Origin of the sequence: Roseivivax lentus (genome assembly GCF_900156805.1) — a bacterium.
Classification (GTDB): domain Bacteria; phylum Pseudomonadota; class Alphaproteobacteria; order Rhodobacterales; family Rhodobacteraceae; genus Roseivivax; species Roseivivax lentus.
On record NZ_FTOQ01000013.1, the window covers coordinates 60,313 to 75,838 of the forward strand.

The 15,526-nt window shown below is 66.6% G+C and carries 13 protein-coding genes; 4 read left to right on the top strand and 9 right to left on the bottom strand.

The features are described from left to right. Positions 1-90: 90 nt before the first annotated feature. From BW990_RS16500 to BW990_RS16515, 4 genes are read right to left on the bottom strand one after another with little or no spacing between them, the layout of a single operon-like run. Positions 91-657, bottom strand: coding sequence for a PqiC family protein (locus BW990_RS16500; RefSeq protein WP_234990284.1), 567 nt, complete (start codon positions 655-657; stop codon positions 91-93). Positions 658-662: 5 nt separating this feature from the next. Beyond that, positions 663-3,122, bottom strand: a complete 2,460-nt coding sequence (locus BW990_RS16505) for a PqiB family protein (RefSeq protein ID WP_076449746.1) — start codon at positions 3,120-3,122, stop codon at positions 663-665. Between the two features lie 3 nt (positions 3,123-3,125). Continuing rightward, on the bottom strand, positions 3,126-3,779 hold the full coding sequence (locus BW990_RS16510) for a paraquat-inducible protein A (RefSeq protein ID WP_076449748.1): 654 nt from the start codon (positions 3,777-3,779) through the stop codon (positions 3,126-3,128). After that, positions 3,740-4,393, bottom strand: coding sequence for a paraquat-inducible protein A (locus tag BW990_RS16515; protein WP_076449750.1), 654 nt, complete (start codon positions 4,391-4,393; stop codon positions 3,740-3,742). Before BW990_RS16515 ends, BW990_RS16510 begins: the two co-directional genes overlap by 40 nt. Positions 4,394-4,635: 242 nt before the next feature. Between BW990_RS16515 and BW990_RS16520 the strand changes: the two genes are divergently transcribed. Genes BW990_RS16520 through BW990_RS16530 form a run of 3 tightly spaced genes read left to right on the top strand, consistent with a single transcriptional unit; the run spans position 4,636 to position 8,966 of the window. Then, a complete protein-coding gene (locus BW990_RS16520) occupies positions 4,636-6,675 on the top strand; it encodes an NADH:flavin oxidoreductase (protein ID WP_076449752.1) in 2,040 nt (679 codons plus the stop codon). A 3-nt stretch (positions 6,676-6,678) separates the two neighbouring features. Beyond that, complete coding sequence (locus tag BW990_RS16525) at positions 6,679-7,914, top strand: aromatic ring-hydroxylating oxygenase subunit alpha (protein ID WP_076449754.1); 1,236 nt, start codon at positions 6,679-6,681, stop codon at positions 7,912-7,914. Positions 7,915-7,916: 2 nt separating this feature from the next. Next, a complete protein-coding gene (locus tag BW990_RS16530) occupies positions 7,917-8,966 on the top strand; it encodes an FAD-binding oxidoreductase (RefSeq protein ID WP_076449756.1) in 1,050 nt (349 codons plus the stop codon). A gap of 4 nt (positions 8,967-8,970) precedes the next feature. On the opposite strand, the gene BW990_RS16535 is transcribed toward BW990_RS16530, so the two are convergent. The 5 genes from BW990_RS16535 to BW990_RS16555 all read right to left on the bottom strand — a co-directional run bounded on the left by BW990_RS16535 (position 8,971) and on the right by BW990_RS16555 (position 13,976). Next, complete coding sequence (locus BW990_RS16535; protein ID WP_076449758.1) at positions 8,971-10,596, bottom strand: AMP-binding protein; 1,626 nt, start codon at positions 10,594-10,596, stop codon at positions 8,971-8,973. A gap of 34 nt (positions 10,597-10,630) precedes the next feature. Next, the gene (gene kynA, locus BW990_RS16540; RefSeq protein WP_076449766.1) at positions 10,631-11,458 is read right to left on the bottom strand and encodes a tryptophan 2,3-dioxygenase; all 828 of its coding nucleotides are present in this window, start codon (positions 11,456-11,458) and stop codon (positions 10,631-10,633) included. Continuing rightward, positions 11,455-12,612: an acyl-CoA dehydrogenase family protein gene (locus tag BW990_RS16545; RefSeq protein WP_076449767.1), complete on the bottom strand. Its 1,158-nt coding sequence runs from the start codon at positions 12,610-12,612 to the stop codon at positions 11,455-11,457. Before BW990_RS16545 ends, kynA begins: the two co-directional genes overlap by 4 nt. A gap of 66 nt (positions 12,613-12,678) precedes the next feature. After that, the gene (locus BW990_RS16550) at positions 12,679-13,479 is read right to left on the bottom strand and encodes an enoyl-CoA hydratase family protein (RefSeq protein WP_076449769.1); all 801 of its coding nucleotides are present in this window, start codon (positions 13,477-13,479) and stop codon (positions 12,679-12,681) included. Then, on the bottom strand, positions 13,476-13,976 hold the full coding sequence (locus BW990_RS16555; RefSeq protein WP_234990285.1) for a MarR family winged helix-turn-helix transcriptional regulator: 501 nt from the start codon (positions 13,974-13,976) through the stop codon (positions 13,476-13,478). The genes BW990_RS16550 and BW990_RS16555 overlap by 4 nt, the downstream gene beginning before the upstream one ends. Positions 13,977-14,308: 332 nt before the next feature. On the opposite strand from BW990_RS16555, the gene BW990_RS16560 reads away from it, so the two are divergent. Then, positions 14,309-15,508 carry an ABC transporter substrate-binding protein gene (locus tag BW990_RS16560; protein ID WP_076449770.1) on the top strand — a complete coding sequence of 400 codons (1,200 nt, stop codon included), beginning with the start codon at positions 14,309-14,311 and terminating at the stop codon, positions 15,506-15,508. The last annotated feature ends 18 nt before the right edge of the window (positions 15,509-15,526 follow it).

Here is a 15,526-nt window from a genome sequence, read left to right on the forward strand (position 1 = left end):
TCTCCTGGGGCGTCGGGCCTCATAGATGCCCGGCGCGCCCCGAGGCGTCCATCGGTTCTACGCGAACGTGAAGCGCCGGGATCATATGTTTCAGAGCCCGTCGCGCGCGATCTGCTCGGCCAATCGCGTCACCGCCCGGCCCCGCGCGGCGGCGATGGCCGATGCCGATCCCGGATCGCCGACGATGGTCTCCTCGATGGCGAATTGCCCCGATGCGGCGCGGCCCCCGGCTTCGGGCGCCACGAAATACTGCCCCGACAGGCGGAAGATGCCCTCTGCCGTGGCCAGCAATTCCTCGATGCGCACATCGACCGTGGCGGCGGGGAAAGGCCGGAAGGGCCAGGGCTCGGGGGCGACCGTGGCGTTGGTGATCGTGCCCAGATCGCGCGCGAGCTGCAGGGTGATCGACCGCGCCGGCAGATCGGCCCAGAGCGGCCCGGCCGGCGATATGGCGCCATCCGTGCCCCGGACATAGATATCCTCGGCCTCGGCATAGCTCGGCAGCGTGACCTGCGCGATCTCGAGGCTCGGGAAGCTCGAATTGATCCGGGCCTCGGGCGGGATCACCGGCGAGGCGAAGCGCGCCTCCGAGGAACAGGCGGCGAGCGCGGCCATCAGCCCCAGCGCCGCGAGCCTGCGGGTTACATGTGTCATCATTGCTTTTACCGTCCCAGGATGAGCGAATTCGGATTGCGTTCGATGGTGCGGGCCAGCCGCTCGATGGCCGCCGCCGCCGCTTCGATCTGCCGGATGGCGCCCTGCGTCTCGCGGGTGAATTCCGACTGGCGCCCATAGGCGCTGAGCGTGCTGCTGGCCTCGTTGGCCACGCCGCGCAATTGCGTGGCAAGGCCCGGCAGAAGCTGCGTCGCCTCCTCGATGGCCGAGGCCGCGTCGCGCGCGGAGGCCAGCGTCGCATTGGCGTTGTCCACGATCCCGCCCGCGCGCAGCTCTTCCAGCGTCAGGGTCAGCTGCTCCAGCGCGCCGTTCAGCTCCGCGGGAAGGGCCCGGGTGGAGGGCTGGTCGATCAGCGCCTCCGCCGAGGCCAACAGGTCGGAGGTGCGGTTCGCCAGCGTCTCGAGCGGCACTTCGCCTGCATCGCGCAGGATCGCGTCAGCTTGGTCGACAAGGTCGGGCAGACCGTCCGCTGCCTGCTCCACGCTCGCGACCGCGTCGGTGATCCGGGTGACCACCTCCTGCCGCTCGATCTCGGAGACCATGGTATTGAGCGAACCTGCGATCTCTTCGAGATCGGACAGCACCGTCGAGACCTGACCCGGCAGCCCTTGGGTGTCCTCGCTGCCCGCAACCGCGTTGACCGAGGCCAGAACCGACTGCAACTCGTTCAGCGCCACCGTGACCTCGCCGGGGATCTGCTGCGCCTCGGGGCTCGCAATGATCGCCTCGGCCGCGGTGATAAGCGCCGAGATCTCGTCCGACAGCTCGCCAAGCGGCACGTTCTCGGCCTCCGCGAGGATCGCATCGACGCGCGTCACAAGGCCCGGCAGGCCATCGGCGGCCTCGCCCACCCGGTCGAGCGCGCCGGTCAGCGTCTCGGTCAGGCCCTGACGCTCCAGTTCCGCCAGGATGGTGTTCAGCGAACCCGAGATCTCCTGCAGGTCCGACAGCATGCCCGACACCTGCCCCGGGATACCCTGCACCTCGTCGCCTTCCGTGAGGCCCCGCACCGAGGCGAGAATGCCGCGTAGCTCTTCCGGCGCTTCCTGCAGCGCCTGGCTGCCGATCAGCGCGGTGGCATTGTCGAGGAAGCCGATCGCCGATTGCATCACCTCTTCGATGGGCAGGTCGTTCACGCGCTGCAGCACGCCCTGCGCGGAGGTGGCGACATCGGTGATATCCGCCTCGGTCGTCGGTATGACCGGATAGGGATCGCCGTTCCGGTCAAGCTCCGCTTCGGCGGCATTCTCCACATCGATCAGAATGATCTTCAGCCCACCGGTCAGCAGCGAGGCATTGGTCAACTGCCCGCGCAGACCCTCGGCAATGCGTCGTTCGAGGTAATCCAGCAGATCGTCCTCGTCCGCACCGTCGCCCAGACCGATCCGGCCCGGATTGATGCGGATCGTGGTCAGAAGCCGCACGTCGTCATCGCCAAAGCGGTCGGCATCGACATAGCCGGTGAGCGAGGCCACCTCGCCGATGCGCAAGCCGCCAAGCTCGACCGGAGCGCCCGCGCTGAGGCCCGACAGGTTCTGCTCGAAGATCATCGTCAGTGTCACGCTTTCGCCGTCGCCCTCGACCAGGAAATCGTCGCGGGCCGCGTCCTCGTTCGGAAACAGCTCGAACACGGCGCCTTCGGCCAGCGCGGTGCCGCCCGATCCCATCGTCTCGAAGGTGATCCCGCCGGTGATGAGCGATGCGAAGCTGTCGAAGTTCAGCCGCGCGCCCCCCGCGCCCAGCGAGAACGAGAAGCCCGACACGTCCCAGAACCGCGTGCCGCTGCTGACAAGTTCGGTATAGGGCTCGAAGATGACCGCCCGGGCACTCACGCCGGAGCCGCCGTCGTCGATTTCGGCGGCGGCCACCTGGCCCACCTGCACGCCCTTGTAGACGATGGGCGTGTTGGCGGCGGGCAGGCTCGCGGGTGACCGGATGGTGAACTCGATCCCTTGCTGATCCGCACCGAGCAGCGGGGCGTTGGGCAAGCCAACGACTTCCGCGCTGAAGCCGCCCGGCGTGCTGTCCCAGACGCCCTGAATGTAGACGCCCGACAGCACCGTATCGAGCCCGGTCACGCCCTGCGCGCTGACCTCCGGCCGGACGACCCAGAACCGGGCATCGGCATCGACGTAATCGGCCAGCTCCTTCTCCAGCCGTACCGCCACCTCGACCTGTTCGAGATCGTCGGTGAAGCTCACGTCCTCCACGAGGCCGACGCGGATGTCGCGGTAGCGCATCACCGTCTCGCCCGCCTTGACGCCCGCGGCATTGTCGAAGGTGATTCGCAGAAGCGGCCCCTGGTTGTTGTAATTGTTCCAGGCGGCGCCAAGCGCGACCACAAGCGCCACCACGGGCACCAGCCACACGATCGAGATGCGTTCCCAGAGCGACGGCTTGCCTTCCTCGACGGGGACGGTTTCAGGCGAAGGGGGGGTATCGGACATGGATCAGGGGGTCTTTCCGTTGGGCGCGCGGCGCTCCGCATCCCAGATGAGCCGGGGATCGAAGGCCTGAGCGGACAACATGGTGAAAATGACGGAGAGGGCAAATGTCAAAGCCGCCGGGCCGGGGCGGATCGAGGCCACGACGGACAATTGCACCAGCGATGACAGGATGGCGACGACGAAGACGTCGATCATCGACCAGCGGCCGATGAACTCGACGATCTCGTAAAGATGCGTGCGCCGCCCGGGCGACACGCTGGAGCCGCGGACCGAGGACAGCGCGAGAAAGGCGATGGCCAGGAACTTGCCCACCGGGATCAGCACGCTTGCGATCAGGATGATGGCGGCGACGCCGTAGCTGCCGTATTTGGCGATCTCGACCGCGCCGCCGATGATCGTGCTTTCCGAGCTTGAGACGAGCGTGTTGGTGACGAGCATCGGATAGATATTGGCGGGGATATACGCCACGATGCCCGCGATCCACCACGCCCAGACCTTCTGCAGGCTCTTGGTGTCGCGCGACGACAGCTTGCCGCCGCAACGCCCGCAGCGGTCCCGGCCCATGGGCCAGACCCGCGCGCAGCGACGACAGGCCACGAGGCCCGCCTCTCGCGCGGTCAGTCTTCTTCCAGCTCGAGCGATTTCCATACGGACCATGTGCAAAGGAAGTTGTCGTTGATCAGCACGAGGATCACCAGCGCGCTGAACATCCAGAAGGCGGGGCCGAAGCCGATCTGCGCCAGGTCCACCACCTTGACCAAGGCCACGGCGCAGCCGATCGCGAAGATCTCCGCCATGGCCCAGGGCTTGAGGTCCTGGCTCCAGCGGAAGGCGCGGCGGGCATGGGGCAGGGGAGGGCGGTCGCGCACGATCGGCACGAGCACGTAGAGGATGAGAAAGGTCCGCAGCAGCGGCACGAAGATGATCGCCGCGGCCACGAGGAAGGACAGGAACAGCATGTCGACCGACCGGAAGCTCGACGCAGCATCGAGGATCGAGGTCGAGTTGCCGAAGCCGCTCGCATTGATGTCGAGGAACGGAAAGAACAGCGCCGCGAAGACGAGGATCATCACTGCGAGCGTCAGCGCGATGATCTTCTTTCCGGCCTGCCGCTTCGGCGCGATCAGCACCGTGTGGCAATGGCTGCAGATCGCGCGCGCGCCATTCTCGGGCATCTTGGCCACGTAAAGCGCGTCGCAATGCGGGCAGGCGATCAGGTCTTCGATCGGCGCGGCATCGGGCAAGTTGGTGTCTGTGGCCACTGTCGGCATGTCGTCGGTTCGGGCTCCCCAAAGCCTGCGGTATCCGCCCGTTGCGTGACACCGCGCCAAGACCTAACGCGCCGGACCCCGGAGGACCAGTGCCCCATGTTCACGGCTGAGTTGATCTGCGGTCGTAAAAAGACGCGCCCATGTCGCCTTGCGGCACGCGCGCGGGCCCGGCATGGGCGATGTCTGCGCGCAATTGGTCGAGGTGCCGGCGGTCCGGCTCCGCCGAACTCGGAAGTCCAGCGATGCGCAACGATCCCCTGCTGCAGCCCTACCAGCTCAAGCACCTGACCCTGCGCAACCGGATCATGACCACCGCGCACGAGCCCGCCTATCCCGAAGACGGCATGCCCAAGGATCGCTACCGCGCCTATCACGAGACGCGCGCGAAGGCAGGTGTGGCGCTGGCGATGACCGCAGGCTCCGCGGCGGTGTCGCGCAATTCGCCGCCCGTCTTCAACAACATCCTCGCCTACAAGGACGAGGTGGTCCCGTGGATCCGCCGGCTGACCGATGCCTGCCACGAACATGGCTGCGCGGTGATGATCCAGCTCACTCATCTTGGCCGCCGCACCCATTGGGCCAAGGGCGACTGGCTGCCCGCGGTCTCTCCGGGGCACGAACGCGAGGCGGCGCACCGGGCCTTTCCGAAGATGCTCGAGGATTGGGACATCGAGCGGATCATCGAGGATTATGCCGACGCCGCGGAGCGCATGAAGGCGGGCGGCATGGACGGGATCGAGCTGCAGGCCTACGGCCACCTGATGGACCAGTTCTGGTCGCCGCTGACGAACGCGCTCGACGGGCCCTATGGCGGCCCGGATCTCGACAATCGCCTGCGCTTCACCTGGGACGTGCTCGACGCGATCCGGGCGCGGGTCGGCGAGGAGTTCATCGTCGGCATCCGCTACACCGCCGACGAGCGGCTCGAGGGCGGCATCGGCGTCGAGGAGGGGCTCGAGATCTCGCGGCGCCTTGCCAAGAGCGGCAAGGTCGACTTCCTCAATGTCATCAAGGGCCATATCGACACCGATCCGGGCCTGACCGACGTGATCCCCGTGCAGGGCATGAAGAACGCGCCCTTCATCGACTTCGCGGGCACGATCCGGGCCGAGACCGGAATGCCCACCTTCCACGCCGCCAAGATCCCCGACGTGGCGACCGCGCGGCACGCGGTCAGCGCCGGGCTTCTGGACATGGTCGGCATGACGCGGGCGCATATGGCCGATCCGATGATCGTGCAGAAGATCGTCGAGGGCCGCGAGGACGAGATCCGCCCCTGCGTCGGCGCCACCTATTGCCTCGACCGGATCTATGCCGCGGGCGATGCGCTCTGCATCCACAACGCCGCCACAGGGCGCGAGCTGACCATGCCGCATGTGGTGCCGCCCGCCACGCAGAACAAGAAAGTCGCCATCGTCGGCGCTGGGCCCGCGGGGCTCGAGGCCGCGCGGGTCGCTGCCGAAAGGGGCCATGCCGTGACCGTCTTCGAGGTCCAGCCCGATCCCGGCGGGCAGATCCGCCTGACCGCGCAATCGGAGCGGCGCCGCGAGATGATCTCGATCATCGACTGGCGCATGGCGCAATGCGCCGCGCGCGACGTGGAGTTCCGCTTCAACACCTATGCCGAGGCCGAGGACGTGGAGGCGCTGTCGCCCGACGTGGTCATCGTCGCCACCGGCGGCCTGCCGCATACCGAGGTCTGTGCGACGGGCAACGATCTGGTCGTGTCGTCCTGGGACATCATCGCGGGCGACGTGAAGCCCGGCGCCCGCGTGCTGGTCTATGACGATGCGGGCGATCACGCGGGGCTGCAGGCCGCCGAGATCATCGCGAAAACCGGTGCGCATGTGGAGATCATGACCCCCGACCGCAGCTTCGCGCCTGACGTCATGGCGATGAACCTCGTGCCCTACATGCGCTCCATGCAGGCGCTCGATACCCGCTTCACCGTGACCTACCGGCTGCGCGACGTGACCCGCAGCGGCAACATGCTGACCGCCCGTATCGGCACGGATTACTCCGATCATGTCGAAACGCGGGAGTTCGACCAGGTGGTGGTGAACCATGGCACGCTGCCCATGGCCGATCTCTATTTCGATCTGAAACCGCGCTCGACCAATCACGGCGCGGTGGATCAGGAGGCCCTGATCGAGGGCCGCCCGCAACCGCAGACCCGCAACCCGGACGGGGCCTTCGCGCTCTACCGGATCGGCGATGCCGTCTCTGCCCGCAACACCCATGCCGCCATCTACGACGCCTTGCGTCTCGTGAAGGATATCTGAGCCATGAGCGCCCAATCCGATATGCTCGCCCACCTGATGCGCCGGAAGCCCGGCCATACCCTGCCGCGCGAACTCTACCGCGACGCCGACATGTACGATGTCGACATGGAGCGGATCTGGTACCGCGACTGGCTGCTCGTGGGCTCCGTCGCCGAAGTGCCGAAGGCGGGCAATCACATGACCGTCCAGATCGGCGAGTATTCCGTGATCGTCGTGCGCGGCACCGACGGGCAGGTGCGGGCCTTCCACAATTCGTGCCGGCACCGCGGATCGCGCATCTGCCAGACCGCCAAGGGATCGGCGCCGAAGCTGGTCTGCCCCTATCACCAATGGACCTACGACCTCGACGGGCGACTGCAATGGGCCCGCGACATGGGCCCCGACTTCGACCCGGCACAGCACGGGCTGAAACCCGTCCATTGCCGCGAGGCGGCGGGCATCCTGTTCCTGTCGCTCGCCGACGAGGCCCCGGCCTTCGACGCGCTGGCGGAGGCAGCAAAGCACTATGCCGGGCCGCACAAGCTGTCCGAGTGCAAGCTCGCCCATGAGACCACCATCATCGAGAAGGCCAACTGGAAGCTGGTGATGGAGAACAACCGCGAATGCTACCATTGCTCGGGCTCGCACCCCTCGCTCTGCGTCAGCTTCGACGACAATCCGAACATCGCGGGGGACGGCTCGGGCAAGGACGACCCGGTGATCGCCGCGCATCTGCGGAAATGCGAGGGCGCGGGCCTGCCCTCGTCCTTCCTCATTGCCCCCAACGAACAATGGCGCTTCGTCCGCGTGCCGCTTCTGGGCGACGCGGTCAGCTACACGATGGATGGCGGGCCGTCCTGCGAGAAGCTCGTGGGCGACGTGACCATTCGCGATGCGGGCTCGCTGCTGTTCTTTCATTATCCCAACAGCTGGAACCACTTCCTCGGCGATGTCGTGATGCTGTTCTCGATGATGCCGATCGGCCCGCAGGAAACGGCGGTGACCACCAAGTGGTTCGTCCACAGTGATGCGGTCGAAGGCACGGATTACACGCTGGACCGGCTCACCCCGGTCTGGATCCACACCAACGACGAAGACCGCGCCATCGTCGAGGAGAACCAGCGCGGCATCAACTCGCCCGCCTATGAGCCTGGCCCCTACAGCGCGCTGCAGGAATCCGGTGTGGCGCAATTCGTCGACTGGTATTGCGAGACGATGACGTCCCGGCTCACGGGCCGCGCCCTTTACGCGGCCGAGTGACCATGACCCGGCATTGGACCGACGACGAACCGCTCGAATGCACCATCGTGGTGCCCGAGGCGCCGAACGTGCGCACCTTCGCCTTCCGCGCGCCGTCGGGAAAGACCTTCGACTACAAGCCGGGGCAGTTCATCACTCTCGAGCTGCCCCTGCCGGGCGGCCCGATCGAGCGGACCTACACGATCTCGTCGGCGCCCTCGCGGCCCCTGACCCTGTCGGTCACCGTCAAGCGGCAGGAGGACAGCATCGGCACCGCCTGGATGTTCGAGCATCTGAGACCCGGCATGCGGATCAAGGCCTATGGCCCCGCGGGACAATTCGCCCTCGGTGATCCGAAGGCGAAGTACCTGCTGGTCTCGGCGGGGTCGGGGATCACGCCGATGATGGCGATGGCGACCTATCTCTACGATTTCGGCGACAACCCCGATGTGCGCCTGATCGCCTGCGCCCGCCGCCCGTCCGAGCTGATTTTCCGCCAGCGCCTCATCCACATGGCAAGTCGCGTGCCCGGCCTGCACCTGAGCTTCGCCGTGACCGAGGAAGAACCCTACGAGGTCTGGACCGGCTATCTCGGGCGGCTCAACCAGCTGATGCTGGGCCTGATGGCGCCCGATTACCTCGACCGGCAGATCTATTGCTGCGGACCCGAGGAGTTCATGACCATGGTGCGCGAGGCGCTGATCGGCATGGGCTTCGACATGGAGCGGTATCACCAGGAAAGCTTCGCCGCGCCCGCGGCGCTGGCTGAAGAGGTGCCCGAGTTCGACGATTTCGCCCCGCAGGAAGCCTCGGGCGCCGAGGTGGTCTTCGCCCGATCCGGCGTCACCGTGGATTGCTTCGAGACCGATACGATCCTCAGTCTTTCGCGTGCGAAAGGTTTGCGCATCCCGTCGGGGTGCACATTTGGTATCTGCGGCACCTGCAAGGTCAAGAAGCGCGCAGGGGAGGTGCATATGGTGCATAACGGCGGCATCTCGGAAGACGACATCGCCGAGGGCTACATCCTCGCCTGTTGTTCGCATCCGAAGGGGCGCGTCGAGATCGAGGCGTGACCGGTCACCGCTCTTTCAGGCGGAAGCGCTGGATCTTGCCCGTCTCGGTCTTTGGCAGGGCGTCCACGAAATGCACGCGGCGGGGATACTTGTAGGGCGCGATGGTGGCCTTCACGTGGTCCTGCAGCGCCTTGATCGTCGCCTCATCGGGCGCAGCACCCGCGCTCAGCACCACATGCGCTTCGACCACCTGCCCGCGTTCGGGATCGGGCGCGCCCACCACGGCGCATTCGGCGACCGCGTCATGGGACAGAAGCGCTGCTTCCACCTCGGGCCCGGCGATATTGTAGCCCGACGAGACGATCATGTCGTCGTTGCGTGCGGCGAAATGCAGGTAGCCGTCCTCGTCCATGACGAAGGCATCGCCGGTGATGTTCCAGCCGCCCTGGACGTATTCCTTCTGCCGGTCATCCGCGAGATAGCGGCAGCCGGTGGGCCCGCGCACTGCGAGGCGACCCACCTCGCCGCGCGGCACTTCCGTGCCGTCCTCGCCGATGACCTTCGCCTCGTAGCCGGGCACGGGCTTGCCGGTGCAGGCCGGGCGGTGATCGTCGAAGCGGTTGGAAATGAAGATGTGCAGCATCTCGGTCGCTCCGATCCCGTCGAGCATGGGCTTGCCCGTCTTTTCGATCCACTCCTCGTAGACCGGCGCGGGCAGGGTTTCCCCCGCCGATACGGCGGCGCGCAGCGAGGACAGGTCCGCCCCGTCCGCCATCGCGCGCAGCATGACACGGTAGGCGGTGGGCGCGGTCAGGCAGACGGTGGCGCGGTGGGTCTCGATGATCTCGATCATGTTGGGCGGGGAGGCGTTCTCCAGCAGCGTCGCCGCCGCGCCGAAGCGCAGCGGGAAGACCGCGAGACCGCCCAAGCCGAACGTGAAGGCCAGCGGCGGCGAGCCCACGAAGACATCCTCGGGCGTGACCTTCAGGACGTGTTTCGCATAGCCGTCGGCGATGATCAGGATGTCGCGGTGAAAGTGCATCGTCGCCTTGGGATTACCCGTCGTGCCCGAGGTGAATCCCAGAAGTGCCACGTCGTCGCGCCCGGTCTCGACCGCGTCGAACTGTACGGGCTTGGTCAGCGCCAGCCGGTCAAGCTCCGCATCGTGGTTCGAGGTGCCGTCGAACCCCACCACCTTCTGCAGGTGCCGGCTGGTCTTCGCGCAGGTTGCCATCTCGTCCATCAGCCGCGTGTCGCACAGCGCGAACTGCACCTCCGCCTTGTCGACGATCTTGCCAAGCTCGCCTGCGCGCAGCAGCGGCATGGTGTTGATGACGACCGCGCCCGCCTTGGTCGCCGCGAGCCAGGCGGCCACCATCGCGGGATTGTTGGCGGACCGGATCAGCACGCGGTTGCCGGGTTTCACGCCCAGATCCTCGACCAGTGCATGGGCCAGCCGGTTGGTCCAGTCGGACAGCTCCTTGTAGGTGCGGCGGCGCCCGTTGCCGATCAGCGCCACGTGGTCGCCGAAGCCGCGTTCGACCATCGCGTCGGTCAATTCGACGCCGACATTCAGCCGCTCGGGGTAGTCGAACCCGTCGAGCAGGAAATCGGGCCATTGATCCGCGGGCGGCAGGTTGTCCCGGGTGAAGCTGTCGGTATGGGCCGAAGGCCCCAGAGCATGTGTCATATCAAGGCTCCCTGTCGATGCGCCCCGCGCGGGGTCATAATTGGGTGCGGACGTGCCAGAGTTCGGGGAAGAGCTCGGTGGCGAGCATCTTCTTTAGATATGCGACACCGGCCGTGCCGCCGGTGCCGCGCTTGAAGCCGATGACGCGTTCGACCGTGGTCACGTGGTTGAAGCGCCAGCGGCGGAAATAATCCTCGAGATCGACGAGCTTCTCGGCCATCTCGTAAAGCGTCCAGTGCCGCGCGGTGTCGCGATAGACCTGCGCCCAAAGCGCGGTGACCCGCTCGTCGGGCGCATGCGGCGCCTCGGCAGGCGCGGCAATGAGCGCCTCGGGCACCGCCATGCCGCGGCGCGCCGCAAAGCTCAGCACCTCCTGATAGAGCGAGAGCCGCGCAAGCTCGGTCTCCAGCGCGGCTGTGGCTGCGGGGTCATGCGCATGGGCGGCCATCATCGCGCGGTTGCGATTGCCGAGGGCGAACTCGATGAGCCGGTATTGCAGCGACTGGAAGCCCGAGGATTGGCCGAGCCGCGCGCGGAACGTCGTGTAATCGGAGGGCGTCATGGTGCGCAGCACGTCCCAGGCATTATTGAGCTGTTCCATGATCCGGCTGACGCGGGCGAGCATCTTGAAGACCTCGCCGGTGCGATCGCGGGCCAGCGCGCGGCGCGCGGCATCGAGCTCGGTCAGCATGAGCTTCATCCACAGCTCCGAGGTCTGGTGCTGGATGATGAAGAGCATCTCGTCCGGCGCGTCGGTCAGCGGGCGCTGCGCATCGAGCAGACGGTCGAGGGAGAGGTAGTCGCCATAGGACATGCGCGCGGCGAAGTCGGTCTCGGCCCCGTCTGCGCGCGGATCGGTCATGTCGCGGCCTCCGACAGGGCGGCGCGGGCGATGATGACCTTCTGCACGTCCGAAGCCCCTTCATAGATACGCAGCGCGCGGATCTCGCGGTACAGCCGCTCCACCGTTTGGCCGGACCGCACGCCATCGCCGCCATGCAACTGCACCGCGGCATCGATCACCTTCTGCGCCTCGTCGGTGGCGTAGAGCTTGGCCATCGCCGCTTCGCGGCTGACGCGCGGCGCACCCTGATCCTTGGTCCAGGCGGCGCGGTAGACCAGCAGGGCGGCGGCATCCACGCGCAGCGCCATCTCGGCGATATGGGCCTGCACCATCTGCAATTCCGCGAGCTTCTCGCCCTGCACTTCGCGCGACGTGACCCGCGCCAGGGCCTCATCGAGGGCACGGCGGGCGAAGCCCAAGGCGGCGGCCGCGACGGTGGTGCGGAACACGTCGAGCACAGACATGGCGATCTTGAAGCCCTGTCCCGGCGCGCCGATCATCGCGGATTTCGGAACGCGGCAGCCGCTGAAACGCAAGGTCGCCAGGGGATGTGGCGCGATCGTATCCAGCCGCTCTGCGATCTCGAGGCCGGGAGTGTCCGCGGGCAGGACAAAGGCCGACAGGCCCTTCGCGCCCGGCCCCTCGCCGGTGCGGGCGAAGAGCGTGTAGACATCCGCGATGCCGCCGTTGGAGATCCAGGTCTTTTCGCCGTCGAGCAAGTAGTGATGGCCGTCCTCGGTCGCGGTCATGGTGGAATTGGCCACGTCCGAGCCCGAGCGCGGTTCGGTCAGAGCGAAGGCGGAAATGGCCTTGCCGGTGCGGGTGAGCGGCAGCCATTCGGCGCGCTGGTCGTCCGACCCGAAAAGCGACAATGCCCCCGTGCCGAGCCCCTGCATGGCAAAGGCGAAATCCGCCAACCCGTCATGGCGCGCGAGCGTTTCGCGCGAGAGGCAAAGCGTGCGCACGTCAAGCGGCTGGGGATCGGCGGGATCGGCGGCGGTGGGCATCAGCCAGCCATCGGCGCCGAGACGCGCCACCAGATCGCGGCAGGCCGCATCGGTATCGGCATGGTCGATTGCGCCGAAGCCCGCCATCCAGCCATCGAGCGCGGTTGCATGCGCGGCGTGCCCGGGTTCGAAAAACGGCCAGTCGAGAAAGCTGCGGTCGGGCAAAATGCGTCCTTCCTGTCTTGCCTCTTGCAAAAATACGCATGCCGGACCATCTGGCCCGCGCCGCGCTCAATCGCCTTGGAACACCGGCTTTTCCTTGGCCACGAAGGCCTCGTAGGCGCGGGTGAAATCGGCGGTCTGCATGCAGATGGCCTGGGTCTGCGCCTCGGCCTCGATGGCCTGGTCGAGCGACATCGACCATTCCTGATCGAGCATGGTCTTCGTCATCATATGCGCGAAATTCGGCCCCGCGGCGATCTTGGCGGCCAGCGCCTGCGCCTCGGCCTCCAGCGCATCGGCGGGCACGACCCGGTTCCAAAAGCCCCAGGCCTCGCCTTCCGCGGCGCTCATCGAGCGGCCGGTATAGAGCAGCTCCGCCGCGCGGCCCTGCCCGATGATCCGGGGCAGCATCGCGCAGGCGCCCATGTCGCAGCCCGCGAGCCCGACCCGGGTGAAGAGAAAGGCGCATTTGGCATCGGGCGAGGCCAGCCGCATGTCGGAGGCCATCGCGATGATCGCGCCCGCACCGACGCAGATACCGTCCACGGCGGCGATGATCGGCGTGCCGCAATGGATCATCGCCTTCACGAGGTCGCCGGTCATGCGCGTGAAGGCCAGAAGCTCCTTCATGTTCATTTTGGTCAGCGGGCCGATGATCTCGTGCACGTCGCCACCCGAGCAGAAATTCCCGCCATTGGAGGCGAAGACCACGGCCTGCACGCCGTCATCGGCGGCCAGATCGCGAAACCAGTCGCGCAACTCGGCATAGCTGTCGAAGGTCAGCGGGTTCTTGCGGTCGGGCCGGTCGAGCCTGAGCGTCGCGACGCCGTTCTCGATATCGCACCGGAAATTCTTCGTGTCGGTTCTCATGGGGCCTCCGAAGGCGATATGGCATCGAGCTGGACCGACAGATGTGCCGCATCCTCGGGCGAAAGCGCGCCCAGCATCTCGCCGATCCAGGATTCATGCGCCGCGGCCTGACGGGCGAATTCCGTGCTGCCCTTGCCGGTGAGCCGCACCAGCGAGGCGCGGCGGTCGCCCGGCACGCGAATGCGGGTCACGAGACCGTCCTCGACCAGACGGTCGACGATCCCGGTCACATTGCCGTTCGAGACGCGCAGCACATCGGAAAGCGCGCTCATCTTCAGCCCGTCCTCGAACCGCGCGAGGGCGGCGAGCACGTCGAAGCGGGGCAGGGTGGTGTCGAACTCCGTCCGCAGCCGGTCGCGCAGCACCGCCTCGATGCGGCGGGAGGTTTTCAGGAGCCGCAGCCAGAGGCGCAGATGCTCCTTGGCGTCGCCCTGGGAGGCGTCCCCTCGGGGCGCGGCCTCCGGCGTCTCTGTCAGGTCAACATGCGGGTCCATCATGCCTCTGCTCTCGCGTGGCGGACGGACCGATGGGCCCGGCCGGTGTTGAAACGGTAGGCGGCACGTTTTTTTATTTCAAGCAAAAAAGGTTTGAGCTTGAAATAAATCGAATCGCGGGTAACGATGAGGGGAAAAGGCGTGCTGGCGGGGGACGACCCGCACAACGGGATCATCATTGCCGTTGACCGCCCGGGGGATACGCGGTCCTCTGCGGGGCGGGTCCGGAACAGGACGGAAGGCCGAAAACGACGAGACGGTAACACGGCATATTCACCTGGCACATCGCCCGACAGAGGCGGGGCCCACCAACAGACCAACCGGGAGACACCACAATGACCTTGAAGAGAACCCTTCTTGCCTCGACCTGCGCGACGTTCGGGTTGACCGGCGCGGCCTTTGCCGCCGCCCATGCCGAAGCGCCGCCCTCGGCCAATGACGACGTGCTGAAGATCGGCCTCGTCTACACGCTGTCCGGGCCCGCCGCCGCTCTTGGCGAACAGGCGCGCAACGGCTTCATGCTTTTCGCCGAGCAGAACGAGATGCTGGGCGGGATGGAGACCGAGATCATCGTCGTCGACGACGAACTGCGTCCCGACCTTGCCTCGGACAAGGCGCGCGAGCTTGTCGCCCGCGACGCCGTCGATTTCGTCGTTGGCCCTATCTTCTCCAACGTGCTGATCGCGATCCACCGCCCCGTGACCGAGACAGGCACAGTCCTGATCTCGACCAATGCGGGCACGTCGAATTTCGCGGGCGCCGAGTGCAATCCGAACTTCTTCGTGACGTCGTATCAGAACGACCAGAACCACGAGGTCATGGGCGCCTACGCGGAATCACAAGGCTATCAGAACGTCTTCCTGATGGCGCCGAACTACCAGGCGGGCAAGGACAGCCTCGCCGGCTTCAAGAACTCCTATACCGGCGGCATCGCGGGCGAGGTGTTCACCGAGCTTGGGCAGCTCGACTTCTCGTCCGAACTGGCGCAGATCGCGGCCTTCCAGCCCGACGCGCTCTTTACCTTCATGCCGGGCGGCATGGGTGTGAACCTCGTGAAGCAATACGATCAGGCGGGCCTCTCCTCCATCCCGTTCCTGTCGGCCTTCACCGTGGACGAGACCACGCTGCCCGCCACGCAGGACGCGGCCGTCGGTCTTCTGGGCGGTGCCAACTGGGCGCCGGACATGGACAATGCCGCCAACGAGGCCTTCGTGTCGGCCTATATCGAGAAATACGGCGCGGTGCCCGGCACCTACGCGATGCAGGCCTATGACGCGGCGCAGCTCATCCACAGCGCGGTCGAAAAGCTGGGCGGTGACCTCACCGATCGCGCGGCCCTGCGCGCGGCCCTCACCGAGGCCGATTTCGACAGCCCGCGCGGCGACTTCGCCTTTGGCAAGAACCAATTCCCGATCCAGGACTTCTACGTCGTCGAGGCGGTGAAGCGGGATGACGGCTTCTACGGCACCTCGATCCGCGAGCAGGTCTTCGACGATTACGTCGATAACTACGCCGACGCCTGCGAGATGGAGTAAGCGAAAAGGCGAGGAGGG